Source organism: Arthrobacter sp. C9C5, from assembly GCF_013359735.1.
Lineage (GTDB): Bacteria > Actinomycetota > Actinomycetes > Actinomycetales > Micrococcaceae > Arthrobacter.
Genome location: NZ_JABFMX010000003.1, coordinates 117,366 through 144,010 on the forward strand (window position 1 = coordinate 117,366; position 26,645 = coordinate 144,010).

At 68.0% G+C, this 26,645-nt stretch carries 21 protein-coding genes; 11 read left to right on the forward strand and 10 right to left on the reverse strand.

The annotated features are described in order from the left end of the window. Positions 1-33 precede the first annotated feature (33 nt). Entirely contained in the window at positions 34-495 is a 462-nt protein-coding gene (locus tag HNO80_RS03295) for an Lrp/AsnC family transcriptional regulator (RefSeq protein WP_175321412.1), read from the forward strand. 150 nt (positions 496-645) lie between these two features. On the opposite strand, the gene galU is transcribed toward HNO80_RS03295, so the two are convergent. The 7 genes from galU to paaA are packed head-to-tail and all read right to left on the reverse strand — an operon-like array spanning position 646 to position 6,460. Continuing rightward, on the reverse strand, positions 646-1,536 hold the full coding sequence (gene galU, locus HNO80_RS03300; protein ID WP_175321413.1) for a UTP--glucose-1-phosphate uridylyltransferase GalU: 891 nt from the start codon (positions 1,534-1,536) through the stop codon (positions 646-648). 16 nt (positions 1,537-1,552) lie between these two features. Then, complete coding sequence (locus tag HNO80_RS03305; RefSeq protein WP_175321414.1) at positions 1,553-2,332, reverse strand: enoyl-CoA hydratase/isomerase family protein; 780 nt, start codon at positions 2,330-2,332, stop codon at positions 1,553-1,555. 24 nt (positions 2,333-2,356) lie between these two features. After that, positions 2,357-3,583, reverse strand: a complete 1,227-nt coding sequence (gene paaE, locus HNO80_RS03310) for a 1,2-phenylacetyl-CoA epoxidase subunit PaaE (RefSeq protein ID WP_175321415.1) — start codon at positions 3,581-3,583, stop codon at positions 2,357-2,359. 15 nt (positions 3,584-3,598) lie between these two features. Then, the gene (gene paaD / locus HNO80_RS03315; protein WP_249777146.1) at positions 3,599-4,153 is read right to left on the reverse strand and encodes a 1,2-phenylacetyl-CoA epoxidase subunit PaaD; all 555 of its coding nucleotides are present in this window, start codon (positions 4,151-4,153) and stop codon (positions 3,599-3,601) included. Between the two features lie 41 nt (positions 4,154-4,194). Continuing rightward, the gene (gene paaC / locus HNO80_RS03320; protein ID WP_349627185.1) at positions 4,195-5,124 is read right to left on the reverse strand and encodes a 1,2-phenylacetyl-CoA epoxidase subunit PaaC; all 930 of its coding nucleotides are present in this window, start codon (positions 5,122-5,124) and stop codon (positions 4,195-4,197) included. Then, complete coding sequence (paaB, locus tag HNO80_RS03325; protein ID WP_028265291.1) at positions 5,121-5,426, reverse strand: 1,2-phenylacetyl-CoA epoxidase subunit PaaB; 306 nt, start codon at positions 5,424-5,426, stop codon at positions 5,121-5,123. The genes paaC and paaB overlap by 4 nt, the downstream gene beginning before the upstream one ends. After that, positions 5,423-6,460 carry a 1,2-phenylacetyl-CoA epoxidase subunit PaaA gene (gene paaA / locus HNO80_RS03330; protein WP_175321417.1) on the reverse strand — a complete coding sequence of 346 codons (1,038 nt, stop codon included), beginning with the start codon at positions 6,458-6,460 and terminating at the stop codon, positions 5,423-5,425. The genes paaB and paaA overlap by 4 nt, the downstream gene beginning before the upstream one ends. Positions 6,461-6,719: 259 nt before the next feature. Between paaA and HNO80_RS03335 the strand changes: the two genes are divergently transcribed. The 10 genes from HNO80_RS03335 (at position 6,720) to HNO80_RS03380 (ending at position 22,095) form a co-directional block, all read left to right on the forward strand. Beyond that, positions 6,720-7,454, forward strand: coding sequence for an LCP family protein (locus tag HNO80_RS03335; protein WP_175321418.1), 735 nt, complete (start codon positions 6,720-6,722; stop codon positions 7,452-7,454). Positions 7,455-7,517: 63 nt separating this feature from the next. Continuing rightward, a complete protein-coding gene (locus HNO80_RS03340; RefSeq protein ID WP_217500528.1) occupies positions 7,518-8,570 on the forward strand; it encodes an LCP family protein in 1,053 nt (350 codons plus the stop codon). A 127-nt stretch (positions 8,571-8,697) separates the two neighbouring features. Next, positions 8,698-11,853 carry a PAS domain S-box protein gene (locus HNO80_RS03345; protein ID WP_175321419.1) on the forward strand — a complete coding sequence of 1,052 codons (3,156 nt, stop codon included), beginning with the start codon at positions 8,698-8,700 and terminating at the stop codon, positions 11,851-11,853. Then, complete coding sequence (locus tag HNO80_RS03350; RefSeq protein ID WP_175321420.1) at positions 11,822-12,205, forward strand: response regulator; 384 nt, start codon at positions 11,822-11,824, stop codon at positions 12,203-12,205. The genes HNO80_RS03345 and HNO80_RS03350 overlap by 32 nt, the downstream gene beginning before the upstream one ends. Further along, positions 12,202-13,809, forward strand: a complete 1,608-nt coding sequence (locus HNO80_RS03355) for a response regulator (RefSeq protein ID WP_175321421.1) — start codon at positions 12,202-12,204, stop codon at positions 13,807-13,809. The genes HNO80_RS03350 and HNO80_RS03355 overlap by 4 nt, the downstream gene beginning before the upstream one ends. A gap of 139 nt (positions 13,810-13,948) precedes the next feature. Continuing rightward, a complete protein-coding gene (locus HNO80_RS03360) occupies positions 13,949-14,920 on the forward strand; it encodes a HEAT repeat domain-containing protein (protein WP_175321422.1) in 972 nt (323 codons plus the stop codon). Continuing rightward, complete coding sequence (locus HNO80_RS03365; RefSeq protein ID WP_175321423.1) at positions 14,917-16,338, forward strand: glycosyltransferase family 2 protein; 1,422 nt, start codon at positions 14,917-14,919, stop codon at positions 16,336-16,338. The genes HNO80_RS03360 and HNO80_RS03365 overlap by 4 nt, the downstream gene beginning before the upstream one ends. Before the next feature lie 113 nt (positions 16,339-16,451). Next, entirely contained in the window at positions 16,452-18,668 is a 2,217-nt protein-coding gene (locus tag HNO80_RS03370) for a S9 family peptidase (protein ID WP_175321424.1), read from the forward strand. Between the two features lie 222 nt (positions 18,669-18,890). Beyond that, on the forward strand, positions 18,891-19,640 hold the full coding sequence (locus HNO80_RS03375; protein WP_175321532.1) for a peptidoglycan-binding protein: 750 nt from the start codon (positions 18,891-18,893) through the stop codon (positions 19,638-19,640). A 7-nt stretch (positions 19,641-19,647) separates the two neighbouring features. After that, entirely contained in the window at positions 19,648-22,095 is a 2,448-nt protein-coding gene (locus tag HNO80_RS03380) for a hypothetical protein (protein WP_175321425.1), read from the forward strand. A gap of 471 nt (positions 22,096-22,566) precedes the next feature. On the opposite strand, the gene HNO80_RS03385 is transcribed toward HNO80_RS03380, so the two are convergent. From HNO80_RS03385 to pta, 3 genes are all read right to left on the reverse strand, one after another. Beyond that, positions 22,567-23,139, reverse strand: a complete 573-nt coding sequence (locus HNO80_RS03385; RefSeq protein WP_175321426.1) for a GNAT family N-acetyltransferase — start codon at positions 23,137-23,139, stop codon at positions 22,567-22,569. 124 nt (positions 23,140-23,263) lie between these two features. After that, positions 23,264-24,433 (reverse strand): acetate kinase, encoded by a 1,170-nt coding sequence (locus HNO80_RS03390; RefSeq protein WP_175321427.1) that lies wholly within the window; start codon positions 24,431-24,433, stop codon positions 23,264-23,266. 8 nt (positions 24,434-24,441) lie between these two features. Beyond that, positions 24,442-26,592: a phosphate acetyltransferase gene (gene pta / locus HNO80_RS03395; RefSeq protein ID WP_249777136.1), complete on the reverse strand. Its 2,151-nt coding sequence runs from the start codon at positions 26,590-26,592 to the stop codon at positions 24,442-24,444. Positions 26,593-26,645 lie beyond the last annotated feature (53 nt).

A 26,645-nucleotide genomic window follows, 5' to 3' on the forward strand; every position in this document is an offset into this window, starting at 1 on the left:
GTGAGCTGGATTACCGGCGGAGGTTGTAGACAAATGGCAGAGACGGAAGCGGACCAGGCGGTACCGCTCGACGACGTAGACCGGAACATCATCGCCGAGCTGACCCGGGACGGCCGGATGTCCGTCACCCAGGTGGCCGAGAATGTCCACATTTCGCGCGCCCACGCGTACACCCGGATTGCCCGGCTGACCGGCGAGGGGGTCCTCACCAAGTTCACGGCGCTCGTGGATCCGATCAAGGCCGGGCTGAAGTCATCCGCCTACGTGACCCTGAAGGTGCGCCAGCATTCCTGGCGGGAGCTTCGGGAACTGCTCCGCGCGATTCCCGAGGTGCACCACATCGCCCTGGTGGGCGGTGACTTCGACGTCATTCTGCTGGTCCGCGCCGTGGACAACGTGGACCTGCGCCGGGTGATCTTCGATCAGCTGCAGTCCATGCCCGGGGTCCTGGACACGCAGACGTTCCTGGTGTTCGAGGACCTGGATACCCGCTAGCCGCCCAGCCCCTAAACCAAGCGCGAACGGAGATTTCGGGCCCCTCCCGGGCGGCTCCACAGGGCCGCAAGTGTACGTTCGCGCTTCCTGCAGGGCCGCTAGTGTACGTTCGCGCTTCCTGCAGCGCCGCAAGTGTACGTTCGCGCCGGGTTAGTTAATGAAGCCCTTGAGCCAAATCTTGAGCTCTTCGCCAAACTCAACGCGTTCAGAGGCGATGGTGATGACGGCCTTGAGGTAGCTGAGCTTGTCGCCGGTATCGTAGCGCCGGCCTTTGAAAACCACGCCGTACACGCCGGAACCCTCGCCTTCACCGGCGGCCAGGGTCTGAAGCGCATCTGTCAGTTGGATCTCGCCGCCGCGGCCCGGCGCGGTGGTCTCCAGGACGCCGAAGACGGAGGGATGCAGCACGTACCGGCCGATGACGGCCAGGTTGGACGGCGCCTCGCCGACGGACGGTTTTTCCACGAGGCTGTTGACCCGGACGAAGCTCTCGCCCTCGATGGCCGTGATATCCGCACACCCGTAGGCGCTGATTTGTGCGGGGTCCACCTCGATCAGGGCAATCACGGACCCGCCGGTCTTCTGCTGCACCTCCATCATGGTGGTGAGCAGGTCTTCTGCCTCGTCGATAAGGTCATCGCCCAGGAGGACAGCGAACGGATCGTCGCCCACGTGCTGGCTGGCGCACAGCACGGCGTGCCCCAGGCCCTTGGCCTCGCCCTGCCGTACGTAGTGGATGGGTCCGAGGTCTGAGGCCTCGTGGACAGTGGCCAGGCGCTCCGTGTCGCCTTTGAGCTCCAGCATCCGCTCGAGCCCGGGCTCACGGTCGAAGTGGTCCTCCAGGGCGCGCTTGCTGCGCCCCGTGATCATCAGGATGTCGTCCAGGCCGGCCCTGACAGCTTCCTCGACGACGTACTGGATGGCCGGCCGGTCCACCACGGGAAGCATTTCCTTCGGCATAGCTTTCGTGGCGGGCAGGAACCGTGTTCCCATTCCGGCGGCAGGAATGACGGCTTTTGTGATTGATTTCCCCAATGTCATGAACGAATCCTAGCCGCTAACCCTTGAAGACGGGGCTCCGCTTTTCCTGGAACGCCAGGAATCCCTCGGCGTAGTCCTCGCTCTTGCAGAGGCGGGCCTGCTCGACGTTCTCTTCCTCCATGGATTCCCAGAGGCCAAGCCGCTGGTCGCGGATGTGCGCCACCAGCTCCTTGCTGGCGTTGAACGCCCCGGTGGCACCGGTGGCCACCCTGGCGACGATGCCGCGGGTGTTCGCCAGCAGCTCCTCCGCGGGCATGGCACGGCTGAACAGCCCCTGCGCCACGGCCTCGGCGCCGCTCATGAGCTCGGCGGTGTAGATCAGGTCGAGGGTGCGGTGCATTCCGAGCCGTTCGGTGAAGTACCAGTGCCCGCCGGAATCCAGCGTGGCGCCGAGCTTGGCGAAGGGGGATCCGAACTTGGCCGTGTCCGCGACGTAGACCACGTCCGTGGCCAGCAGCAGTCCGAGCCCCACGCCAAGGCAGGCGCCCTGCGCCGCGGCGAAGGTGGGTGCCGGGAAGGAACTCATCTTCTTCAGCAACGGCTGGACGAGTCCGCCCAGGTAGGCCTGGGCGTCGTCGCTCTCCGGGGTCACGCCGGCGATGTCCCTGCCCGCGCAGAAGGCACGGCCCTCGCCCCGGAGCAGCAGCGCCCGCACCTCCCCGCGCGCGGCGGCGTCGGCGGCGTCGTCGTACGCCTGTGCCAAATCCTGCAGCGCCTGCTCGTCCAGCGAGTTCAGCTTCTGCGGCGCGTCCAGGACAACCTCGGCGATGCCGTCGGCGATGGTCAGGGAAATCATGCGGCTCCTTGGGTGGGTGAAGGCTTAGACGTCGAAATCGACGGTGACTTCGGCGGTGGTGGGATGGGACTGGCAGGTCAGCACGTAGCCCTTGTCCAGTTCGTCCTGCTCCAGCGCGTAGTTCTCATCCATGGTGACCGAGCCGCTGACCACCTTGGCGCGGCAGGTGCCGCAGACGCCGCCGGCGCACGCGAAGGGGACGTCCGGGCGGACCCGCAGGGCCGCGTTGAGGATCGATTCGCGGGCGTGGGTGGGGCTGGCGACCTCGCCCTGCAGTCCGTCGAGCTTGAAGGTGATCTTGTACGTCTCCTTGGACTCGTCCGCGATCACCGGCCGGCCGATGTTGCCCTCGGGGCGGTCCGGCTTGCCGGAGGTGAACAGCTCAAACCGGACATGCTCCGGGGCTACGCCCCGGGCCGCCAGGGTATCGCGGCACAACTGCACGAGCTCGAACGGCCCGCAGAGGAACCATTCGTCGACGTCGTCGGCGTGGATGGCGGTGCCCAGCAGCGCCTGCAGCTTCTCGGCGTCGATCCGGCCGCTCAGCAGCGGGGCGATCCGCTGTTCGCGCGAAAGCACGTGGTGCAGCGCCAGCCGGGCAGGGTATTTGTCCTTCAGGTCCGCGAGTTCCTCCAGGAACATCACGTCCATGGCGGCCTTGTTGGCGTAGATCAGGTCGAAGCGGGTTTCCGGGTGGGCCGCGAGCAGCGTCCGGGCGATCGCGATCACGGGAGTGATGCCGGAGCCGGCGGCGATCGCGACAAACGAACCGGGCTCCCCCGCCAGCTCTTCCGGATGGTTCATGGAGTTCATGACGTTCTGTTCCACGGGCTTGCCGTCGCGGCCGTGCTTGGACACAAAGGCGCCCATCGGGCTCATCACGTCCAGGACGTCGCCGGCCTTGAGCTCGGCATTGGCCCAGGTGGAGAAAAGGCCGCCGAGGTCCTTCTTGATGGCCACACGGATCTCGCTGCTGCCGTCCGCGAAGCTGCGCGGCTCGGCGCAGATCGAGTAGCTGCGGCGGATTTCCTTCGGCTCGCCGGACTCGTCCGGAAGGGTGGTGCGCAGGGCGACGTACTGGCCCGGGAGGTAATCGAACTGGCCGGTGAGCTCAGCCGGAACGCCGAAGGTCACCTCGATTGCGTCATCGGTAAGCCGGCGGACTTCGTCCACCGTCAGGGCGTGGAAGGACGCACGACGGCGGCCGGTGGCTGCGGCCGACTCGGCGGCGGTCTGGCGGACAACAGTCATGGAGGCACCTGTTCCTTACAAAACTTTGAAGTAGTCGAACGGTTCCTTGCAGTCCTGGCAGACGTACAGCGCCTTGCAGGACGTGGATCCGAAGCGGGTGAGTTCCTTGGTGTTCAGCGATGAACACTGCGGGCATTTGACGGCGAGGGACAGGCGGATCGGCCCGGCGTGCCGCACTGCGTTGGAGTGGCCGGAGGGCGGGGCGATCCCGTACTGCTCCAGCTTGACCTTGCCGGCGTCGCTCATCCAGTCCGTGGTCCAGGCCGGGGAGAGAACCAGCTCAACGTTGACGCTGGGGTAGCCCTCCCGGTTGAAGGCGGTTACGAGGTCGTCGCGGATGGCGTCCATGGCAGGGCAGCCCGAGTAGGTGGGCGTGATGGTGACCTGCACTGCGGGGACCATGCCGCCGTCGTCTGCGTTTGGTTCCTTCGTCACCCGGACGTTGCGCAGGATCCCGAGGTCCTCGATGGTGAGGACCGGGATTTCCGGGTCGCAGACCGTGGCGGCGATGTCCCAGGCCTTTTGATCCGCAGTCTTCTGGCCTGTGATCTTCTGTTGCCCGGGTGCCATGGAATCGGCCGTGGGGTGGCTGACGTACATGTCCGGCATGGTTACCAGCTCGCTCCGGGGAATTCGCGCGCCAGGACCTGCATCTCGGAGAGGAGGTAGCCCAAGTGTTCCGAGTGGAGTCCGCGGCGGCCGCCGCCGGGTGCGGGCTGGACCTGCGGGACTTCCAGTTCCGCTTCCGCGAGCACCGCGCCGGTGAGGCGGTCGAAGTCGGCGCGCAGGCTGGAGGGCTCGACGGCGGCACCGGACTCGCTGAGGCGGTGGGTGAGCTCGTCGTCGCGGAACAGCTCGTCGACGTAGGGCCAGATGACCTTGAACCCGTGGATCATCCGCCGGCGGGACTCATCCGTGCCGAGGGCCAGGCGCAGCACCCACTGGGCACTGTGGTCGCGGTGGTAGTCCACTTCCTTGACGGCCTTGGCCGCGATGCCGGCCAGGGTGGCGTCGGTGGAGTCGACCAGCCGGCGGTACAGCTCGAACTGGTAATAGCTCACGACGAACTGCCGGGCGATGGTGACGGCGAAGTCGCCGTTCGGGATCTCGAAAATCTCGACTGACCGGAACTCATGCTCGCGGCGGAAGTACGCGAGATCGTCCTCGCTCTTACCGTCCAGACCTCCGGCGTAGCTGAGGAAGGAGCGGGCGTGGCCCAACTGGTCCAGCGCGATGTTGCCCAGGGCGATGTCCTCTTCGAGCTCCGGCGCGCGGGAGATCCAGTGGCCCAGGCGCTGGGCCAGGACCAGGGCGTCGTCGCCCAGGCGCAGGGCGAATTCGGCGGCGTCTTCGCTGGGCTTGGCCGTGCCGCGGCTGACGGCCAGGGCGATGTCCTCCGGGCGGAGGGCATTGCCCGGGGTGATCCGGGTGGCGCTGGCCATGCCGTCGCCGCCGGCGCCTGCCCCGGCGACGCCGACGGAGATGTCCCCGTGGCCGCCGTCGTGGGCGTTTGCTTCAGTCGTTGCTTCGGGGGTGCTCACAGGTGCTTCACGCCTTCGCTCTTGGTGTAGTACGTCGCATGCCGGTAATCCTTGCCCTGCGGCGACTCGAAGAAGGAGCCCTTGGAATCCGGGTCGCTGGAGGCGATGGCGTCGGCGGGGACCACCCAGATGGACACGCCCTCATTGCGGCGGGTGTACAGGTCGCGCGCGTTGCGCAGGGCCATCGCGGCGTCCGGGGCGTGCAGGGATCCGGCGTGGACGTGGGACAGGCCGCGGCTGGAGCGAACGAAGACTTCCCAGATGGGCCAGACGTTGCCTGCGTGGGGTTCGGGGGTGGTCATGCGACTTCCTTTGCTTGCTTCTTAGCCTGCTTCGCTGCGTAAGCCGCGGCGGCTTCGCGCACCCAGGCGCCGTTCTCGTGGGCTTCGCGGCGCCGTTCCAGGCGCTGGGCGTTGCACGGTCCACGGCCGGCCAGGACTTCGTGGAATTCATCCCAGTCCAGCGGCCCGTGCTCCCATTTCTTGGTTTCTTCGTTGAAACGGATGTCCTTGTCCGGCAGGGTGAGTCCCAGGACCTTGACCTGCTCCATCATCATGCCGACGAAGCGGTTGCGGAGTTCGTCGTTGCTGAAGCGCTTGATGTTCCAGGCCATGGACTGCTTGGAGTTGGGGGAATCGTCATCCGGCGGGCCGAACATCATTAGGGCCGGGGCGTACCAGCGATTTACGGCGTCCTGGGCCATCTGCTTCTGCTCCGGGGTGCCGTTCGAGAGTTCGAGCAGGATTTCGAAGCCCTGCCGCTGGTGGAAGGACTCCTCCTTGCAGACGCGGACCATCGCGCGGCCATAGGGGCCGAAGGAGGCCCGGCAGAGCGGCACCTGGTTGGCAATCGCAGCGCCGTCGACCATCCAGCCGATGGCGCCCATGTCCGCCCAGGTCCGGGCCGGGTAGTTGAAGATGGAGGAGTACTTGGCCTTGCCGTCCATCAGGTCCTGCATCATCTGATCGCGCGGCTGGCCAAGGGTCTCCGCGGCGGAGTAGAGGTAGAGGCCGTGGCCGGCCTCGTCCTGGACCTTGGCCATCAGGATGGCCTTGCGCTTGAGGCTCGGGGCGCGGGAGATCCAGTTGGCCTCGGGCTGCATGCCGATGATCTCCGAGTGTGCATGCTGTGAGATCTGGCGCAGCAGGGTCTTGCGGTAGGCCGCCGGCATCCAGTCACGGGGTTCGATCCGGGAGTCCTCCGCCATGACTTTGTCGAAGTAGGCCTGCCCCTCGGCATCACGGCGGGCCGCGTCCTCCGGGCTCATTTCGTGCCGCGTTTCATGCCGCGCCGGCGATGGCTCGGCGGGCACTGACTGCAGGGTCTGCGATGCCATGGTTGCTCCTATGCATTTCCGATAAATAATTACCGACCGTTCGTTCAGGATATGCGGAAGGCGGGAAGGGAGTCAAGCACCGCGGGCTGCGGCCGGCCCGGGCCTGCGACCCGGGTGTTAAGTTGGAGGTCGCGCCCAAACTTGGCGCTGTTCCGGCCCACGTGGAGGATGAGATGACGCACCCGTTCGACGGCGAAGGCCAGGCTTCCGTCGCGGAAGCGGGCGGGCGGCAACCGGCTGGGAGGCACCGCGCCGCAAGGTGTTGATCGCGGTCGCCGTCGTCGTGGCACTTTTCGCCGTCGTGGCCGGCGGCTATCTCTATTACCTCGCCCGGACGTTTGACTCCAATAGCAGCAAGATCGAACAGGCCTTTCCGGACGAGTCCACCCGACCCCAGAAGGCGAAGCCCGAACCGGGCCAAGCCGGCACACCCCTGAATATCCTGCTGATGGGCAGCGACAGCCGCGGGGCCACCGGGGCCGACGCGGAGAAGGGTGCGGCCACTGACCAGCGCGCCAATACCCTCATGCTGGTGCACATTCCGGCCGACCGGAAAAACGTGTACACCATGTCCGTGATGCGCGACCTCTGGGTGGATATCCCCGGCCACGGCCAGGCCAAAATCAACGCGGACTACCAGCGGGTCCGCAACCAGCAGGAGTACCTGAAGGCCGTGGTCAAGAAGTCCATCGATGGCCAAACGCTCTCCAACCCCGTCACCATCAGCAACCTGGTAGGCGCCATCTCCCCCTACGTCAGCGTGGACAAGTCCCTGAACGCTGCAGCGCTGGGCGGGCTCGCCCTTGAGTTGAAAGATGTGCGGGCGCGGAACACCGTCATGTTTGCGCTGCCGACCGGCGGCATCGGGACGTCGGCCGACGGCCAGTCGATCGTGCTGACCGACCCCAATGCAATCCGGGACATCTCCCGGGCGTTGGCCTCGGACACACTGGACAAGTACGTCGCTGCGAACAAGTTCCAAAACGGAAACTGATCCGCGCCGTGTGACAGCCGTGTGAGAGCGCCCTGGCGCGGACGCCGGTGATATCGTCCGCTCATGGTCACGCCTGAACCCGCAGAACCTCCAGCAGCGCCACCCCGGGCCCCGGGCAACCGCCGGCGCCGCCGGATCCTTGTGCTCGCCCTGGTCCTTTTGCTGAGCGCCGGCATTGCTGCCGCGTTCCTGCTGGCACCGCGGACGGAGAACGCAGCCCCGGCGCAAAGCCCCGCACCGAGCGCCACACCAACTGCCAAGCCCACTCCCACGCCGCCGCCAGAGCCCCCGCCCACGGCATTGAACATCCTGCTAATCGGCAGCGACAGCCGGGTCAACCAGCGGGGCGCGGCCGCCGCGGGCAAGGCGTCCGACCAGCGGTCCGACACCATGGTGTTCATCCATCTGCCCGCGAACCGGCAGCGGGTCTACGGAATCTCGCTGATGCGGGATCTGTGGGTCACCATCCCCGGTCACGGCCAGGCGAAAATCAATGCGAGCCTGCAGCTGGGCGGAATCCCGCTGACGACGCGGACTGTCGAATCGCTGCTCGGCCAGCACATCGACCACACGGTCATGGTCGACTTTCAGACCTTCGCCGCACTGACCGACGCCGTTGGCGGCGTCGACGTCACTCTGAAGCAGCCATTCACCTCGACAATCGACCCTGGCGTGGCCTTTAGAGCGGGCGTAAACCGCCTCAATGGCGCCCGGGCACTGGATTTCGTCCGCGAACGGAAAGCATTTGTCGACGGCGACTACCAGCGCGTGCGGAACCAGCAGACCTTCCTCAAGGCCGTGCTGGCCAAGGTGGTCAAGCAGAGCATGGCCAACCGTGCCACGGCCCGCAAGCTGGCTTCCGTCGTGCTGCCGCGCACCGTTGTAAGGCCGGCCCTGACCCTCGACACACTGGCGCGCCTTACGTTCAGTTTCCGCAACACTCCGCCCGGCGGCGGGGTGTTCTTCACGCTGCCGACGGCGGGGGTCGGCACCAGCGATGACGGACAATCCATCGTCCTCCAGGACCCGGCCGCAACCGCGGAAGTAGCCGCAGCGCTGCGGGCCAACAAGATTGACCGTTACGTGGCCGCGCACAAACTGCAAAACGGCAACTGACCGCCGCCGTCATTTGTGACAAGAAGCTGTCACATTTCGTGGAGGGCTTACTCAAAGGGAACAAAATCCCTCAAGTGATTTACAGACGTGAGTGATTCGCTGCGGAAATCTCCGTCATAATCGTTTGATGAGCCGTCTCCCCAACACCACATCCCGGTTCCGCAGGTGGCTCCTGGCGAGCGCGGCGGGCGTCGTCTCCCGGCGAGGGGCCGAGAGGGGGCGCGGGGACGTCCAGCACGTGCTCGACGCTACCCGGGACGGGATCTACGGCGTTGATAGCACCGGGCGGATCACCTTCGTGAACCGCGCACTGTGCGAACTGGTCGGCGCCGACCGGGCCGATGCCCTGGTGGGCCGGAATCACCACCAGGCGCTGGGGCACCTCCCGACGCCAGGATCCGCGGCTGCCGGGACACAGCCCGGAACGCGCGGGAAGGAAACCCTGGAACGGTGCGGGGCATGTGCCGCCGTCGCCCTCGCCGCACCGGCGCACGGTGACCTGTTCCTCGAGGGCGTCGGCCAGGAGCCGCTGCCCGTCGGGTATTCATCCCGGCCCCTCGCAGCGGCCGGCAGATACCAGGGCACCGTGATCACCATCCACGACATGCGGGAACACCATGCCCTGGAGGCCCAGCGCCGCCGCGCACAGGCGGAACTCAACCAGCTCGTTTCCGTGGTGGAGGCCAGCCCTAACCTGGTTGTGGTGGGCCGGTCTGACGGCCAGGTGCAATGGATGAACACCAGCGGGCGCAGCTTGCTCGGGATCGGTGCGGACGAGGACGTCAGCGCCTTGACCATCGGGGACATGTTCCCGCCCCAGGAGCTGCTACGGATTTATGCGGAGGACATGCCGGCGCTCGTCAGCACCGGCCGGTGGCAGGGGCAACGCACCTTGCGGTCCCGCGCCGGAGATGCGATTCCCGTGGCTGTCGCGTCCCGGCTGCACCTCGACGACGGATTCCCCGAGGGCTACTACGTCACGGAAATCATGCGGGACCTTCGGCCGCAGCTTGAACAGGAACGTAGCCTAAGGCTCAGCGAGCGCCGCCTTTCCACCGCCGAAACGATCGCCCGGATGGGGAGCTGGGAATGGAACCCTGAAACGGACCATGTCCAGTGGTCGCGCGGGCTCTACCAGCTCTATGGCATGGCCGGCAGCGGTGTGGAGACCGTGGAGACCTGGCTGATGACCGTGCATCCGGACGACCAGCAACGCGTCCGGGAGATCTGCACCAGGGTGGCCGAGGGAAACGGCGGCCTCGACTTCGTGTGCCGGTCCAGCCGCGCCGACGGCACTCCGATGGTCGTCCACAGCAGGGGCGGAATCGTCGAGGAGCCGGGTGCCCCGCGCGTCATTGTGGGCACCCTGGTGGACATCACGGAGCAGCATGCTGCCCTCTCTGCGGTGCAGCAGAGCCAGGAGCTGACCCGGCGGATCCTGGAGTCCGCGGGCGACGCGTACGTGCAGTTCAGCGCCGATGGGCTGGTCACTGAATGGAACGTCCAGGCCGAGGAAACATTCGGCCTGACCCGGGCCGAGGCGATGGGGCAACCAGTGGTCGCACTGGTCACGGCGCCGGACAAGCGGGAATCCCTCGAGCGGCTACTCGGGCTGCCTGGCGGTCCCGCCCACGCGGGGCAGCCCACCGAACATTTTGAACAGCCGATGCTTCACCGCGCAGGCCGTGAATTTCCCGCTGAGGTGACGGCGTGGACCACCGACGACGGCGCACAGCGCGTGTTCAGCTGCGTGATCCGCGATATCAGTGAACGGCAGGCCGCGGAGCGGGCCAAGAACGAGTTCGTCTCGGTGGTGGGCCACGAACTGCGGACTCCCCTGACCTCCATCCACGGGGCGCTGGGTCTGTTGCGGGCCGGCCTGCTTGGGGAATTGAACACCCGGGGGAAGCGGATGGTGGACATCGCTGCCCACAACACGGACCGGCTGGTCCGGCTGGTCAATGACATCCTGGACATCGAGCGGCTTGAGTCAGGCAAGGTGGACCTGGAGTTACAGGAATGCGACGTCGCCGTCCTGGCGGAGAGGTCCCTGGAGGTAATGCGGTCCCTGGCCGACGGCGCCGGGGTACGCCTCACGCTCGACGCCAGGCCCGCCGTGCACCTAGTGGATCCGGATCGGATCGAACAGGCCGTAACCAACCTGCTCAGCAACGCGACCAAGTTCTCCCCCGCGGGTTCCGAGGTCCTATTGACGGTCCGTTCGGACGCGGACGGGCTCACAATCCGAGTCCGGGACCAGGGCCGCGGCATCCCCGTCGAAGACCTGGAACGGATCTTCGACCGTTTCCAGCAGGTGGATGGCTCCGACGCCCGGGACAAGGGCGGAACGGGCCTGGGCCTGGCCATCTGCCGCACCATCACGGAGCAGCACGGCGGCCGGATCTGGGCCGAGAACGGACCCGGCGGCGGGGCAGTCTTCACCATGACAATCCCGGCCACCCGCGGTGCGGGTCCGGAGGTCGGGGCTGAGGAGACCGGCGGACCGATGGTAGTGGTGTGCAGCGAAGACGCCTTGGTGCGTGCCCGCATCGGGGAGGTGCTGCTCTCGCGCGGCTACGACCCGATCGAGGTGACCGCTGGCTCGCTGCTGCTCGACGCGGCACTCCAGCACCACCCCGCGGCCATTCTGTTCGAACAAAGGACCCCCACGGTGGCCGGCTGGGAGGCCGTAGTTGGCCTGCGCGCCCACCACGAGACCCGCGACATTCCGGTGGTCTTCCTGAACTTCGACGGGGACACTGTCTTCGCCAGGTCTGAAGGCGCTGCGATCGACGAACCGCTGGACATAGGTGGGCTGCTAAGCGCAGTCGAGGAGGTCATCGGCAACCGGGAGACGGGACCGGAGCTGCTGCTCGTGGAGGATGACCAGGGCCTGGCCGCTGTTCTGGCAGAGGGATTCCGCCAGCTGGGCATCCGGGTTCACCACGCCCCAACGGCCCGGCAGGCATTGGCCTTGTGCTCCCACATCGTCCCGGACCTCGTGGTGCTCGACCTTCAACTCCCTGACCAGGACGGCTTCGCCGTCGTGGCCCAATTCCGCCAGGACGCACGACTGCGCGGCGTGCCCCTGGCAGTTTACAGCGCCCGCGACGTGGATGAGGCGGACCGGAAACGGCTGCGGCTCGGAAGGACCGGGTTTTTCACCAAGGGGCGGGTCAACCCGGATGAGTTTGAACAACACGTCATGGAGTTGCTCGGCCACCTGACCCAAGCTGCAAAGGAGACCGCCCATGGATCACCCCCGGCGCATTCTGCTGATTGACGACGACCAAGGCATCCGGGAGGTGGCCCGTACCGTGCTCGAAATGGTGGGCGGCTACGACGTCGAAACGGCGGCCTCAGGATTGGAGGGCCTCGGGAAGGCGCGCACCAGTCCGCCGGATGCGATCCTGCTGGACGTGATGATGCCCGGACTAGACGGACCGGAAACCTTCGCCTTGCTTCAAGAGCACCCGGAAACATGCAACGTCCCGGTTATCCTCCTGACGGCCAAAACACAGCCGGCGGACCGCAGCCGCTTCGCCTCGCTGGGCGTTGCCGGGATGCTGGCGAAGCCTTTTGATCCAATGGCGCTCAGTGACCAGATTGCGGGCACCCTGGGGTGGCAGCCGTGAGCGGCGCTGCGCCGGAGACCGGCAGGAACGATCCGGCGGCCATGATCCGGACCATCTGGAACAGCAACCGTGATGAAGTCATGGACCGCGTGGCTGTGCTTGAAGACGGCGTGGCGGCAATGATCGAGGGCCGGCTTTCCGCCGAGGACCGCAGGGCCGCCGAACGCGACGCCCACAAACTGGCTGGCACCGCCGGGACCTTCGGCTTCCGGCGGGCCTCAGAGGCGGCCCGCGAGCTGGAGGGAATTCTGGCGGGGACGCACGGGATCCCGCTGGACCGGACACTCGTCGCAGCCGACGAAATTGTGGCACTACGCGGGGACCTCGGCCGGGACCCATCGCCCGCTGCGGAGCCTGACATGGACCAGCCTCCCGGCGGAACCGGGCACCGGGACCCAGCCGCAGGACCCCTGATAGTCATTGACGTGACCACCCGGCGGTTGCGGAAACAGCTGGCCGCTGCCGCCACCGACCGCGGCTTCCTCCCCCTGGCGGTCGGTGCCCACGGCGCGCTTCCACAGGGACCGGCTCCCGTCGCGGCACTGATTGAACTTGGTGCAGGTAACAGCAGCCACGAGCTCATCGCCCGGCTGGCGGCGCTGGATCCTCCCGTTCCCTCACTGGCCCTGGCACAGCCGGACGCATCCTGCGACCGGGTCGCGGCTGCGCGTACAGGAGCCCGCGGGGTAGTCAGTTCCGAGGCGCCCCCCGAGGAGATCCTTACCGCGGCGCAGGGCATGCTTGCTCCTCCGCACCCGCCCGAAAGTACTGTGCTGGTCCTCGATCACGTGCCGGAGAGCCAGTCCCCGGTGCGCGCCGCCCTGCTGGACGCCGGCCTGGCCGTGGTGACGCTCGCCGACCCGGCGCGGTTCTGGGAGGTGCTGGCCGAGACGCAACCGGACCTGGTGATCCTCGGAACCGGTTTGCCCGGGGCCGACGGTGCCGAACTGTGCCGGGTGCTCCGCAGCGACGCCGGATGGGCTGCCCTGCCGATTCTCCTGTTGTCGGCACACCAGGATGCGGACGCCGTGGCTGCTCTCTTCGACGCCGGCGCGGACGACGTCGTCACCGTGCCCTTCGCCGGAACCGATCTTGCGGTGCGCGTCCGAAACCGGATTGAACGCGCTCGGGTGCTCCGCGCGAGCGTACGTGTCGATTCGGACGAGGGTGCGCTTGCTGTGGACCGGGCCACCACGCCGGCGGGCGGAACGGTCGCCGCGGAATACGACGTGGATGTGGTAGTGGTTGAAGACGATCCGCTGCTCGCAGACCTCCTCCGGCATGCCGTGACCACGCGCGGCTACCGCTTCCGGCACTTCGCAGACGGGCAGGCTGCAGCAGACGAGCTGACGGGCAGACCACCGGCGTTGCGGTCGCGCGTCGTCCTGCTCGACGTCGATCTCCCCGTCCTCAATGGTTTCGGCCTGCTGCAGCAGATGGCAGTCACCCACAACCTGGTGGCCACCCGTGTGATCATGCTGACCGCGCATTCCAGCGAGAAGGAGATCGTCAATGCCTTGAAACTGGGGGCATTTGACCACGTAGCCAAGCCTTTCAGCGTGCCCGTCCTGATGCAGCGCGTGGACCGGGCAATGGGAGGCTGACATGCAACTGTACGACTTGCTAGCCTGTGTTCTGCTCGCCGAAGGCGGGATCCTCGGTGGCGGACTGAGCCTGATTCTTGGCCATGCGGCGTTCCAGCAGCTTCGGGCTGCGCGGCTGCGGCCTGGAATGCGGGCAAACATGCAAACTTTGGCCCGGGTCCTGGCCGGCGCCCCGGACCGTCCGGCCCTTGCCAGGCTTCCGCTGGACAAGGCGATCGAAGTAGTGGCCGAAGCGACGCGCAGCGTCGACGATGCTGGCCGGGCGCGGCTGGCGGAACTACCCGTCTACGCGGCGCTCACGGAGCGCGCGGCCCGGTGGTGCACCAGCACGCGTTGGCACCGCCGGCTCAAGGGCGTCCGGCTGCTGGTGATCCTGGGCGCCGGCCAGGACGCCGTCCCCCCGCTGCTGGAGGACCCCCGCGCCGAAGTGCGCAGCGCGGCCGCTGCCTGGGCAGCGAACCAGCCGAGCCCGCAGATCGCCACCCGGCTGGTCCGCATGCTGAGCGACGAGGCCCTCGCCTGCCGGCTGACCGCCCACCGCACCCTTGTCCGGATGGGCCTCCACGCAGTGCCCGCCATCATAAGCCACATGACCGAAGAGTCCCCGGCATCGCTGGCCACGGCGCTCCTTGTGGCGTCCCGCGTCCACGACTCCTCGCTGATGGGACCGGCGTTGGCGCACCGGAACCACAGCGATCCTGAGGTTCGGGCCGCCGTCGCGCAGGTGATCGCCTCCGGCGGCGGGACCGACGGCGTCGAAGGGCTGGAAGGTTTCCTGACTGACCCCGCCCCTGCCGTACGGGCCACAGCCGCGGCCGGCCTCGGCGGACTGGGCCACTGGCCCAGCTCGCCCCTGCTGGCCGAACTGCTGGGGGATCCGGCCTGGGAAGTCCGCCGCGCGGCCGGTCTTGCGCTCGACCGGCTCGGCGGCCCGGGTCAGCTGTACCTTCAGCGGGCACTTCATAGCACGGACCGGTTCGCGCAGGACATGGCCCGGCAGGTGCTGGACCGCGGCGGGACTGGGACCGGCACGGAAAGCGGGACCGGGACCGGGACCGGGACCGGGACCACATTGGCAGTTTTCGCAACGAACGGCAAAGAGCGCAGATGATCTCCGATCTCGTCACCACGGTCCTGGCCGGTTTCGCCTGGGCGGTGTTCGCCTATTTCATCGTGGTGAATGGCTGCCAGACAGCGTTGCTGGTGAGCGCCACGGCCGCCATGCGCCGGCACCGGCACCGGACCTGGGAAGAGGACCGGGTCGGCCTGCTCGGCTCCGCAGTGACACCGACAATCAGCGCCCTCGCGCCCGCCTACAACGAAGAAGCCAACGTGGCCGAAAGTGTCCACGCGCTGCTGATGCTCCAGTACCCGGCGCTGGAGGTGGTGCTCATCAACGACGGTTCGGCGGACTCGACCCTGGACGTGCTGATCCGCACCTTCGAGCTGTACCCGATCCACCCGATCTTCCGCAACCAGGTGCAGTCCCAGCCCATCCGCGGCCTCTACCGCTCAAAGGTCCATCCGCAGTTGCTGGTGGTGGACAAGGAGAATGGCGGGAAAGCCGACGCGCTCAACGCCGGGCTGAACTGCGCCACCGGAGAACTTGTGTGCGCCATCGACGCGGACACGCTCATCGAGCCCGACGCGTTGCTGCGGATCGTCCGTCCGTTCCTGACCGACGAGAACGTCGTGGCCGCCGGCGGCACCATCCGCGTTGCCAACGGTTCCCAGGTGGCCAACGGGCGGGTTCTGGATGCGCGGGTTCCCCGGGGGCTGCTGGCAGGCTGCCAGGCCGTGGAATACCTCCGCTCGTTCCTGTTCGGACGGCTGGGCTGGAACAATCTGGGCGGGAACCTGATCATTTCCGGCGCCTTCGGCCTGTTCCGCCGGGCATCCGTGCTGGACGTGGGCGGGTACGTCCATGACACGGTGGGTGAGGACATGGAGCTCATCGCCGATCTGCGGCGGCAGGGACAAGACCGCGGGACCGCGAGCAGGGTGGACTTTGTCCCGGACCCGGTGGCGTGGACGGAGGTACCGGAGTCCCTGCGCGTGCTCGGACGCCAGCGCGACCGCTGGCACCGGGGCCTGACCGACGTCCTGCGCCGGCACCGGGGCGTATTGCTCAATCCGCGGTACCGGGCCCTGGGCCTGGTGGTCTATCCCTACTACGTGGTGGTGGAGCTGCTGGGACCCGTAGTCGAGGCGCTGGGGGTGATTGCGGTGCCGCTGGGTTTGATGCTCGGCGCGGTCGACCTGACGTTCGCGCTGTTGTTCCTGGCGGTGGCGTACGGCTGGGGCGTGCTGTTGAACGTGACCGTCATGGTGCTGGAGGAACTGACCTACCGGCGCTACCACCGGTGGTCGGACCTGTTGCTGTTGCTGTTCTGGAGCGTCGTGGAGGGAATCGGCTACCGCCAGCTCACCGTCTACTGGCGGCTGCTGGGGCTCTGGCGCTACGCCCGGGGCAGCAAGGACTGGGGCGTCATGAGCAGGCGGGGCTTCGGAACGCCAACACCGGCGTGACAAGGAAGCCCGGTGCCGAAATCGCCCCCGGCCGGGGGCGGGAATTTGCTGCGCCGCTCTCCCGGTAGCGAACGCCCCGCGCCGGCAGCAGCACGGCTCTATATATTGGGTCCATGACGCAGACTCCCGTGCAGCCTTCCCCGCAGCCCCCCGTCGCCAAGAAGGTCCCCGCCCCCCGCACCCACCACGGCGACGTGTTCGAGGACGACTACGAGTGGCTGCGCGACAAGGAATCCGCCGAGGTCGTGGAACTCCTGAAGGCCGAAAACGCCTACCAGGAAGCTGTGACCGCCCACCAGGAACCGCTGCGCGAGGCAATCTTCCAGGAAATCAAGGGACGCACCCAGGAAACCGACCTCTCCGTGCCGAACCGCAAGGACGGCTGGTGGTACTACACCCGCTCGGTCGAGGGCAAGGAATACGGCATCCAGTGCCGCGTCCGCGCGCAGGACAGCGGCGACCGCGTGGCGGACTGGACTCCCCCCGCCGTCGAGGTCGGCGTCGAAATCCCGGGCGAGGAAGTGCTCCTGGACGGCAACGTGGAGGCCGAAGGCAAACCGTTCTTCGCCGTCGGCGGCTCCGCGGTCACCATTGACGGGAACCTGTATGCCTACGCCGTGGACAACGCCGGCGACGAGCGGTTCACCCTGCGCATCAAGGACCTCCGCAGCGGCGAACTGCTGCCGGACGTGATCGAGAACGTCTTCTACGGCATCTCCTTCTCCCCCGACGGCAGCCGGATCTTCTACACCGTGGTGGACGCGTCCTGGCGCCCGTACCAGGTGAAGTCCCACGTGCTGGGCACGCCCGTCAGGGAGGACGAGGTCATCTACCAGGAGGACGACGTCGCCATGTGGCTCGGCTTCGAGCTCTCCGCGGACCGGCGGCACCTGGTCCTGGGCATCGGCTGCTCCGAGTTCAGCGAAACCCGCCTGCTGCGCTTCGATGACCCCGACGCCGGCCTGACAACCGTGATTTCCCGCGACGAGCGCATCCTGTACGAGGCCGAACCGTTCCTGCTGGCCGGCGCGGACGGCGGCAAGTCCGAAACCATCCTGCTGACCCACAACAAGGACGCCATCAACTCGATGGTCTCCCTGGTGGACCCGGCCGAACTCGCCAAGCCGGCCGCCGAGCAGCACTGGCGGACCGTCGTCGCGCATTCCGACCAGGTGCGCGTCAACGGCGCCGGGGTCACATCCACCCACCTCGTGCTGTCCATCCGCAAGGACACGATCGAACGGGTGCAGGTCCTCCCGCTGGCGGGCCTCGGCACCCCGGACCAGGGCGCACCCGTGGAGCCGGCCTTCGACGAGGAGCTGTACACCGCCGGGGTGGCCGGCTCCGACTACGAGGCCCCCGTGATCCGGATGGGCTACACCTCCTACTTCACGCCGTCGCGGGTCTACGATTTTGTGCTGCCGACGGCGGAACTGCCCGCCGGCGAGCTGTTGCTGCGCAAGGAAAGCCCGGTGCTGGGCGGCTACTCGTCCGCCGACTACGTCGCGACCCGGGAATGGGCGGTGGCGTCCGACGGGACCCGCATCCCGCTCTCGGTGCTCCGGCACGCCTCGGTGGCCCGCGATTCGACGGCGGCCGGGCTGGTCTACGGCTACGGCTCCTACGAACTGAGCATGGATCCGGGCTTCGGCATTCCCCGGCTCTCGCTGCTGGACCGCGGCATCGTGTTCGTGATCGCGCACGTCCGCGGCGGCGGCGAGCTGGGCCGGCACTGGTATGACGACGGCAAGAAGCTGCACAAGAAGAACACCTTCACCGACTTCATTGCGGCCACCGACTGGCTCGCCGGATCCGGCTGGGTGGACCCGGCCCGGATTGCGGCGATGGGAGGCTCCGCCGGCGGCCTGCTGATGGGCGCCGTGGCCAACCTTGCGCCGGAAAAGTACGCGGCGATTGTCGCGGCCGTCCCGTTCGTGGACGCCCTGACCACCATCCTGGACCCGGAGCTGCCGCTCTCGGCGCTGGAGTGGGAGGAATGGGGAAACCCGATCACGGACCCGGACGTGTACGCCTACATGAAGTCCTACACGCCGTACGAAAACGTCCGGGCGGCGGCGTACCCCAAGATCGCGGCCGTCACCTCGTTTAATGACACTCGGGTGCTCTACGTGGAGCCTGCCAAGTGGGTGCAGCGGCTGCGCGAGGTGAACACCGGAAGCGAGCCGATCGTGATGAAGATCGAGATGGAGGGCGGCCACGGCGGCGCTTCCGGCCGCTACGTGCAGTGGAAGGAGCGCGCCTGGGACTACGCCTTCGTCGCGGACTCCCTCGGCGCCACGGAACTGCTGCCCGGCGCCGGACTGAAGTAGGCGTCTCCCTCCCCCACCGATTGCTCCGTAACGGCCCTTTCGAGCCCTCAAAAGGGCCGTTACGGAGCAAACGACGGAATATCCAGCCGGACGTATACCCAAATTTGATCATCATGCTTACTATTGACCTGCACTAGGCACGTCGGTGGAGACACTGCTCACTGGGGGCAGCAGGAAACCGTGCCGGAACTGGAGTAGTCAATCGTGAGTACTGAACAAGCTATGAGTGGGCTGTCCGACGAGGAACTGATGGCCGAGGGCGCCACCGCCCTGCCGGACAAGGAAGTTGCCTCGGTCCTGGATCTGAACGCCGACCTGAACCTGGGCATCGAGGCCGCCGCGCCGATCGACCTCGGCGTCGCAGCCAACGCCAACGTTGCCGCCCCGATTGATGCGGCGGCTTCGGCCAACGTCCTCTCGTTCGGTTCCGAGTCCCAGGCTCTCGCCGACCAGGGCACCATCATCAACCAGGGCGTCACGGGTGATGCCACGGCAGACTCCACCCAGGACAGCGTCCTTGACCAGGGCAACGCCACCGACGCCGGGACCACGGCTGATCCGGCTGCTGCGCCCGCCGCCACGGATCCGGCCGCCGCCGACCTCGCCGCCGGGGTGGACGCCGGTGCTGTCCCAGCCGACGCTACGGGCGGAATCCTGCCCGACGGCACGGCCCCGGACCTGGGCGACGCGACGGATGTGGCCGGGACCGCCGGCGCCGCAGGCGCCTTGAACGGCAACCTGCTCAACGTCGACGTGAACCTGGACGCCAATGCAGGCATTGCAGCCCCCATCAACGGCGCGGTGGCCGCCAACGCCAACGTAGCCGCGCCGATCGACGCTGCCGTCGGCGCCAACATCGGCTCGATCGACAGCAACGCGTTCGCCGTCGCCCAGCAGGATGCCATCATCAACCAGGACATCCATGGCGATGCCACGGCTTCGGCCGATCAGCAGTCCGACCTGAAGCAGTAGAACCTAGATGAGCACTGTTCACGGAGGGCCGTCCGAGCAGGACGGCCCTCCGGCCCTGTCTGCTGCTCGCAGCGCAGCCGCCGGCGCGGCTGCCGGCAACCCGGCGTCGTCCGCGGCTGCCGGCACCCTGCCGCCCCCGGCGCTGGCCGACGGCGTCCAGCTGATCGGCGAGACCAAGGGCTCGGGCTACAAGCAGGCCCCGTCGCTGGTCCGGCGTGCCGACGGCCAGACGATCCAGCTGACACGCCTGCTCTACTTGGTGCTTGAGGCCATCGACGGCCGCCGCAGCCTGGAGGAGATCGCGCAGCACGCCGGCAGCGCCTACGGCAAGCCAGTCAATGCGGGAAACGTCCACACGCTGATCGACTCCCAACTGCTCCCCCTGGGCCTACTCCGGCTGGCCGACGGCTCGCAACCCGAAGTCAAGAAGTCCAACCCGCTCCTGGGCATGCGCTTCCGTTACTCCGTGACGGACCCGGAACGCACGCGGAAACTCACCGCGCCGTTCGCCACACTCTTCAACCCGCTGATCGTCGTGGCCGTGACCGCCGCCTTCCTAGCGACCTGCTGGTGGGTGCTGATGGTCAAGGGGCTCGCCTCCGCCACCCATGAGGCCTTTGCCAATCCGGGTCTGGTGCTGCTGATCCTGCTGGTCACGGTGCTGTCAGCCGGCTTCCACGAATTCGGGCATGCCGCCGCGGCCCGCCGCGGCGGGGCCACGCCGGGCGCCATGGGCACCGGCCTGTACCTGATGTGGCCGGCGTTCTACACCGACGTCACGGATTCGTACCGGCTGGGCCGCCCCGGCCGGATCCGCACCGACCTGGGCGGCCTGTACTTCAACGCGATCGTGGCCGTGGCCATCATGGGTGTCTGGTGGGCCACCGGCTTCGACGCGCTGCTGCTGGTGGTGGTCACCCAGATCCTGCAGATGGTCCGGCAGCTGATGCCGATGGTCCGCTTCGACGGCTACCACATCCTCGCCGACGCCACCGGAGTCCCGGACCTCTTCCAGCGGATCAAACCGACCCTGCTGGCCCTGGTCCCCTGGCGCAAGACAGATCCCGAGGCCCAGCTCCTCAAGCCCTGGGCCCGGGCCGTGGTCACCGTTTGGGTGCTCATCACCGTGCCCTTGCTGCTCTTCAGCATGGTCACCATGGTGCTTACCCTGCCGCGGATCCTCGGCACCGCTTGGGACAACGGTTGGAAGCAGCAGGCCATGCTCTCGCACAGCGCCGCCTCGGGCGACTTTGTCGATGCTGCCGTGCGGGTGCTTGCGATCATCTGCATTGCGCTGCCGGTCCTGGGCATCTTTTATATCCTGCTGCGCCTGGGGCGGCAGTTCGTGACCGGCCTCTGGAAGCGGACCCGCGGCAAGGCGCTGCAGCGCGGCGTCGCCATGGCCGCCATCGCAGCTGTCACAGCGGGCCTCGCCTGGGCCTGGTGGCCGGGCGCCGAGAGCTACCGCCCGGTCCAGCCCTACGAACGCGGCACCCTCAGCGACATCACCACGGCTGTATTTCCCGCCGCCTCGACCAAGGGGATGAAGGAGGGCCAGGCCGGCCGTACCGTGGCGCTCTGGCCTGCCGGTGCGAAGAAGCCCACCCGCGAGGACCCGCAGCTGAGCATGGTGCTGGTACCCCGGGAAGGGTCTGCCCCGGCCGGCGGATCCGGCAACACCACGGCTGCGCCGTCCTGGGTGTTCCCCTTCGACAAGCCGGCCGCGCCCGAAGAGGGCGGCAACCAGTCGCTGGCGGTTAACACCACAGACGGCTCGGTGGTCTACGACGTCGCCTTCGCGCTGGTCTGGGCCGAGGACGGGGACGACGTCCGGAACCGGAACGAAGCCTACGCCTACGCCAGCTGCAAGGACTGCGCCGCGGTCGCGGTGGGCTTCCAGGTAGTGCTGATTGTGGGGCAGGCGGACGTAGTCGTGCCGGAGAACCTCTCGGCCGCAGCCAACTACAACTGCCTCCGGTGCCTCACCTACGCCCTGGCCAGCCAGTTGGTCCTCACACTGGACGGGCCGCTGAGCCCGGACGGAATGTCCAGGCTCAACGCGCTGTGGCAGCAGATCGCGGAGTACGCCCGGAACCTGCAGAACGTCCCGCTCTCCGAGATCCAGGGCAAATTGAGCGGATTCAAGGAACAGATCATGGAGATCGTCCGAACGGACCCCAGCGCCACCCCGGGCGGTGCCGGGACGCCGACGGCGCCGGCAACGGCTCCGGCAACGGCTCCGCCGGGGGCCACCCCCGGGGCCACACCGTCGCCGTCGCCAGGCACCACGGACCAGCCCACCCCGGGTGGAACCGTCGCACCCGCGCCGGACGCCACGCTCGCCCCGGAGCCCAGCCAGCCTGTGGAAAGCGCCACCGAGCCGGCCACTGCGCCGGGTCCCGCCGAGGACACCGCCTCGCCGGCCACGACGACGTCGGCTCCGCCGGCCCCATAGTCCGCCGTCGGGAGTTGTCGGCCGCCGTTCCACCGCCCCGCCCGCACCGTAGGGTCCGGGGCCTTATCCGAAGCTGCCGGCGGTGCCGGAGCGGGGCCCCGGGACTGCAGGCCAGGGCGGGGCGCTGTGCACGTGTCCGTTTGCCGAAGATGGCCGCTATGGAACTCTCATAGCGGCCATCTTTGGCAATTCACCGAGGTCGTGGCATCTCCGCCGACGTCCGCCACGTTCCAGAGGACGCGCCGCGGGCCGCCGCTGCGGACCTCCTGGCTGGACAGTCTCAGCGGGACGTCAGGCGTGTGATGCCTACCGTGTTGTGGCGCTCCAGCCCAGTTAGCCGCTGCCTGAACCCTGGATGTCGGGTGGAAACCGGGAGATTCCGGGCCCTGGCGGCGCCAAAGCAGGCTGCGCACCGGGGCAACCGGGCAGGAACGTACGCCTCAGGCCCGCGCCCCCGTCCCCCGCGGGCACCTACCGCGGCTGCCGGGCCTGCCATTCCTCGGCGAGGATCGCGTACACCACCTCGGTGGCCCACTGGCCCTTGTAGTGCCATTTGTCCACCTGGGTGGATTCCAGCCGCATGCCGAGGCGCTCGCACAGGGCCGCGGAGGCGGTGTTCAAGGCATCCAGCTTGGCGTCGATCCGGTGGAAGCCAAGGTCCTCGAAGCCCAGCTTCAGCATCGCGGCGGCAGCCTCCGCCGCATACCCTTTCCCGCGGGCCTCCGGAGCCAGGCTCCAGCCCACCTCGGCCTGGCCCCGGCCGGGCAGCCACTTGAGCACCACCTCGCCCAGCAGCCCGGGCGAGTCCGCGGCCTCGATGGCCAAGGCCACCCAGTCGCCCTCCTTCTCGAATTCGAAGTTGGCGTATTTGCCGACGTACTCCATCGATTGGGTGTAGCTCTTGGCTTCCCGCGGCAGGAAGCGCGCGGTTTCGGGCAGCGAGTGGTAGGCGTGGAAGGCGTCCAGGTCGCCCGCTTCGAAGCGGCGCAGCACCAGCCGCTGGGTGCGGAGGGGCAGCCGGAAGGGCAGGTTCGGTTCGGTCATGTCCCCAGCCTAGGACCCGTTCCCCGTCGATTGCTCCCCGCCGGCCCCCTCCCCTCGCAAGCTCGGTCAGGGAACCCTGCCGGCGTGGGCCCAGCAGCGCCGTTTTGGGCCGCCAGTAGGGCGGCTACGGAGCAACCGATGAGCGGGCGACGACGGCGGCGGTCGCCTCCGCGATCGCGCGTTCCTCGTCGGTGGGCACCACCAGCACCGGCAGGGCGGACTCGGGCGTTGAAATCACCCGGGGTTCCTTGGACCGCTCACGGTTCAGCCCGGCGTCGAGCTCCACGCCGAGTGCCCCCAGCCGTTCCGTGACGAGGCTCCGGAACTGGTACGAGTTTTCGCCGATCCCGGCGGTGAAGACCAGGGCCTTCGCGCCGCCGACGGCCACGTGGTAGCCGCCGATGTATTTGGACAGCCGGTAGGAGGCCACCGAGAGGGCCATGGCGGACTTGGCGTCCCCGGCTTCGGCCGCCTCGACGACGGAGCGCATGTCGTTGTTCCCGGCGAGGCCCTTGAGCCCGGACTGGCGGTTGAGCATGGAATCGAGATCTTCGGCGGACCAGCCGGCCCGGGCCAGGAAGACCAGGATCGAGGGGTCCAGGTCGCCGGAGCGGGTGCCCATCACGAGGCCTTCGAGCGGGGTGAAGCCCATCGAGGTGTCAATGGATGCGCCGCCGCGGATGGCGGTGACCGAGGCCCCGTTGCCCAGGTGGGCGATCACGGCGTCGAATTCGTCCACCGGGACGTCCAGCAGCGCGGCCGCCCGGTGCGCGACGTACTCGTGCGAGGTGCCGTGGAAGCCGTAGCGCCGGATGCCGTGGTTCGTGTAGAGCTCGTCCGGCACGGCGTAGCGCCAGGCGTGCTCGGGCAGGGTGCGGTGGAAGGCGGTATCGAAGACGGCCACCTGCGGCAGTTCCGGCCACTTCTTCGCGATCGCGCGGATGCCCAGCACGTTCGCCGGGTTGTGCAGCGGCGCCAGCGGGTTCAGCCGCTCGATGGCGCGGGTAATCTCGTTGTTGACCAGCACGGGCTCGGCGAAGCGCTCCCCGCCGTGCACCACGCGGTGCCCCACGGCGTCGAGCGGCCGGTCACCCAGTGCCTCGTGGATCGCCCCGTCCACCTGTTCCAGTGCCTCCGCGTGGTCGCGGGGGCCCTCGATCTGACCGTCGCCGTCACCGCCGTTGCCCATCCCGATCTTCTCGACCAGCCCCTCCGCGAGCACACTGCCCGCTTCGACGTCGCGGACCTGGTACTTGAGCGAGGACGAGCCTGAGTTGATGACGAGCACGAGCATGGGGCCTCCTAAGCCTTGGCTTCGACGGGCTGTACGGTGGCTTGCCCGACGGGCTGTGCGGTGGGCTGTCCGGTGACCGGTGCGTCCGGCTGGGCGGACTGGGCCTGGATCGCGGTGATGGCGACGGTGTTCAGGATGTCATCCACCGTGCAGCCGCGGGACAGGTCGTTGACCGGTTTGCGGAGCCCCTGAAGCACGGGCCCGACGGCGACCGCACCGGAGGACTGCTGGACCGCCTTGTAGGTGTTGTTGCCGGTATTCAGGTCCGGGAAGATGAACACCGTCGCCTGGCCGGCCACGGACGAGCCGGGCATCTTGGACTCGGCGATGGCGGCATCGACGGCGGCGTCGTACTGGATGGGGCCTTCCACCGCGAGGTCCGGGCGCCGCTGGCGCACGAGTTCGGTGGCCTGGCGGACGGCGTCGACAGCTTCGCCCGCCCCGGAACCGCCGGTGGAGTAGGACAGCATGGCAACGCGCGGTTCGACGCCGAACTGGGCCGCGGTTTCGGCCGAGGCCAGGGCGATGTCCGCAAGCTGCTCCACATTGGGCTCGGGGTTGACCGCGCAGTCGCCGTAGACCAGCACCCGGTCCGGCATCAGCATGAGGAACACCGAGGAGACGATCTTGACGCCCTCGCGGGTCTTCACGAACTCCAGCGCCGGCCGGATCGTGTGCGCCGTGGTGTGCGCGGCGCCGGAGACCATGCCGTCCACCACGCCGAGCTGGACCATCATGGTGCCGAAATAGCTTTCGTCCTGCATCACCTCGAGCGCCTTCGCCAGGTCCACGCCCTTGTGCGCGCGCAGCTCCGCGTACTTCTGTGCGAAGCCCTGGCGCAGCTCGGAGGTGGCGGGATCCACGATGTTGATCCCGGCAAGGTCGATACCCTGGGTGGCGGCAAGTTCGCGCACGTCGGTTTCACGGCCCAGCACGGTGAGTTCGCAGACGTCACGGCGGTGCAGGATCTCCGCGGCCCGGAGGATCCGAACGTCCGTGCCCTCCGGCAGGACGATGTGGCGGCGCTGCGAACGTGCCCGTTCGATTAGGTCATGGAGGAAGCGCAGCGGCGTCATCCGCTCCGGCCGCGGCAAGTGCAGCCGCTCCAGCAGTTCCGCCTCGTCCACCCGTTTGGCCCACAGGCCCAGCGCGGACGCCACCTTGCGGCGGTGGCCGGACCAGATTTCGCTGCGCACCTCGGAGACGCGTTTGGCGGTCACGTAGGTGTCGTCCGGGGCGGCGAAGATCGGGAACGGGGCCTGCGCCAGGAGCGAGTAGATGGTGGGGTCCGGGGCCAGTCCGCCGGTCAGGATCAGCGCGGACGGCACCGGGAATTCCGGCGAGAAGGAGGAGGCCAGGCAGGCCACCAGCACGTCCGCCCGGTCGCCCGGAACAATCACCAGCGCGCCGTCGTCGAGCACATGCAGGAAGTTGGCCACGTTCATGGCCGCCACCTTGACCGAGTGCACATCGCGTTCCAGGTCCGGCAGGCCGGCCACCTGGCCGATGCCGAGCGCGGCGGCCACTTCGCCGGTGGTGGGCCGCGCGATGTCCTCCAGTTCGGGGAAGACGTACACCGGTCGGCCGGAGGCGCCCGGGCGGACCGCCGCGGCGATTGCCTCCAGGTCCTCGGGGTCGGCGCGGTTGACCATGATGGCCAGCAGGGTGCACCGCTCGGCCAGGAGTTCCTTGCGGGCCACCTCGACGGCGTCCGCGGTTTCGGCCACCGTGCGGCCCTTCGCCCCGACGACGGCGACCATCGGCGCCGCGAGGTTGTTGGCGAGCCGGGCGTTGAGGTCGAATTCGACGGCGGCGTCCTGGCCGGTCAGGTCCGTGCCCTCGATGATCACCACGTCGCAGTGCCGGGACATCTCCGCGAAGATCTCGACGCAGCGCGAGTCGATTTCCTCCCGTTTTCCCTCCGCGAGCAGGCCCCGGACCTCGGCGAAGGTCAGGCCGCCGCGGCAGCGGTCGTCGTCGAGGTCGAAGCGGGACTTCATCAGCGCGACCATCGGGTCCGCGTCGGCGCGGCCGTGGACCACGGGCTTAAAGAAGCCGATGCGGTCCGCGTGCCGGTGCAGGGTGTCCGCGAGGCCCAGGGCGATGAGCGACTTCCCGGATCCCGGCGTCGTCGCGCTGACATATATTCCTTTGGCCATGTGTCCCAGCATACTTACACCCCTTGACAGCAGGCACCCATATGGGATTACCT

Bases quoted from the DNA above. Each gene is read 5' to 3' on its own strand.
- HNO80_RS03295 (WP_175321412.1), top strand. From the start codon at position 34: ATGGCAGAGACGGAAGCGGACCAGGCGGTACCGCTCGACGACGTAGAC.
- galU (WP_175321413.1), bottom strand. From the start codon at position 1,536: ATGACATTGGGGAAATCAATCACAAAAGCCGTCATTCCTGCCGCCGGA.
- HNO80_RS03305 (WP_175321414.1), bottom strand. From the start codon at position 2,332: ATGATTTCCCTGACCATCGCCGACGGCATCGCCGAGGTTGTCCTGGAC.
- paaE (WP_175321415.1), bottom strand. From the start codon at position 3,583: ATGACTGTTGTCCGCCAGACCGCCGCCGAGTCGGCCGCAGCCACCGGC.
- paaD (WP_249777146.1), bottom strand. From the start codon at position 4,153: ATGGCACCCGGGCAACAGAAGATCACAGGCCAGAAGACTGCGGATCAA.
- paaB (WP_028265291.1), bottom strand. From the start codon at position 5,426: ATGACCACCCCCGAACCCCACGCAGGCAACGTCTGGCCCATCTGGGAA.
- paaA (WP_175321417.1), bottom strand. From the start codon at position 6,460: ATGGCATCGCAGACCCTGCAGTCAGTGCCCGCCGAGCCATCGCCGGCG.
- HNO80_RS03340 (WP_217500528.1), top strand. From the start codon at position 7,518: ATGGTCACGCCTGAACCCGCAGAACCTCCAGCAGCGCCACCCCGGGCC.
- HNO80_RS03345 (WP_175321419.1), top strand. From the start codon at position 8,698: ATGAGCCGTCTCCCCAACACCACATCCCGGTTCCGCAGGTGGCTCCTG.
- HNO80_RS03350 (WP_175321420.1), top strand. From the start codon at position 11,822: ATGGATCACCCCCGGCGCATTCTGCTGATTGACGACGACCAAGGCATC.
- HNO80_RS03360 (WP_175321422.1), top strand. From the start codon at position 13,949: ATGCAAACTTTGGCCCGGGTCCTGGCCGGCGCCCCGGACCGTCCGGCC.
- HNO80_RS03365 (WP_175321423.1), top strand. From the start codon at position 14,917: ATGATCTCCGATCTCGTCACCACGGTCCTGGCCGGTTTCGCCTGGGCG.
- HNO80_RS03370 (WP_175321424.1), top strand. From the start codon at position 16,452: ATGACGCAGACTCCCGTGCAGCCTTCCCCGCAGCCCCCCGTCGCCAAG.
- HNO80_RS03375 (WP_175321532.1), top strand. From the start codon at position 18,891: ATGAGTGGGCTGTCCGACGAGGAACTGATGGCCGAGGGCGCCACCGCC.
- HNO80_RS03380 (WP_175321425.1), top strand. From the start codon at position 19,648: ATGAGCACTGTTCACGGAGGGCCGTCCGAGCAGGACGGCCCTCCGGCC.
- HNO80_RS03385 (WP_175321426.1), bottom strand. From the start codon at position 23,139: ATGACCGAACCGAACCTGCCCTTCCGGCTGCCCCTCCGCACCCAGCGG.
- HNO80_RS03390 (WP_175321427.1), bottom strand. From the start codon at position 24,433: ATGCTCGTGCTCGTCATCAACTCAGGCTCGTCCTCGCTCAAGTACCAG.
- pta (WP_249777136.1), bottom strand. From the start codon at position 26,592: ATGGCCAAAGGAATATATGTCAGCGCGACGACGCCGGGATCCGGGAAG.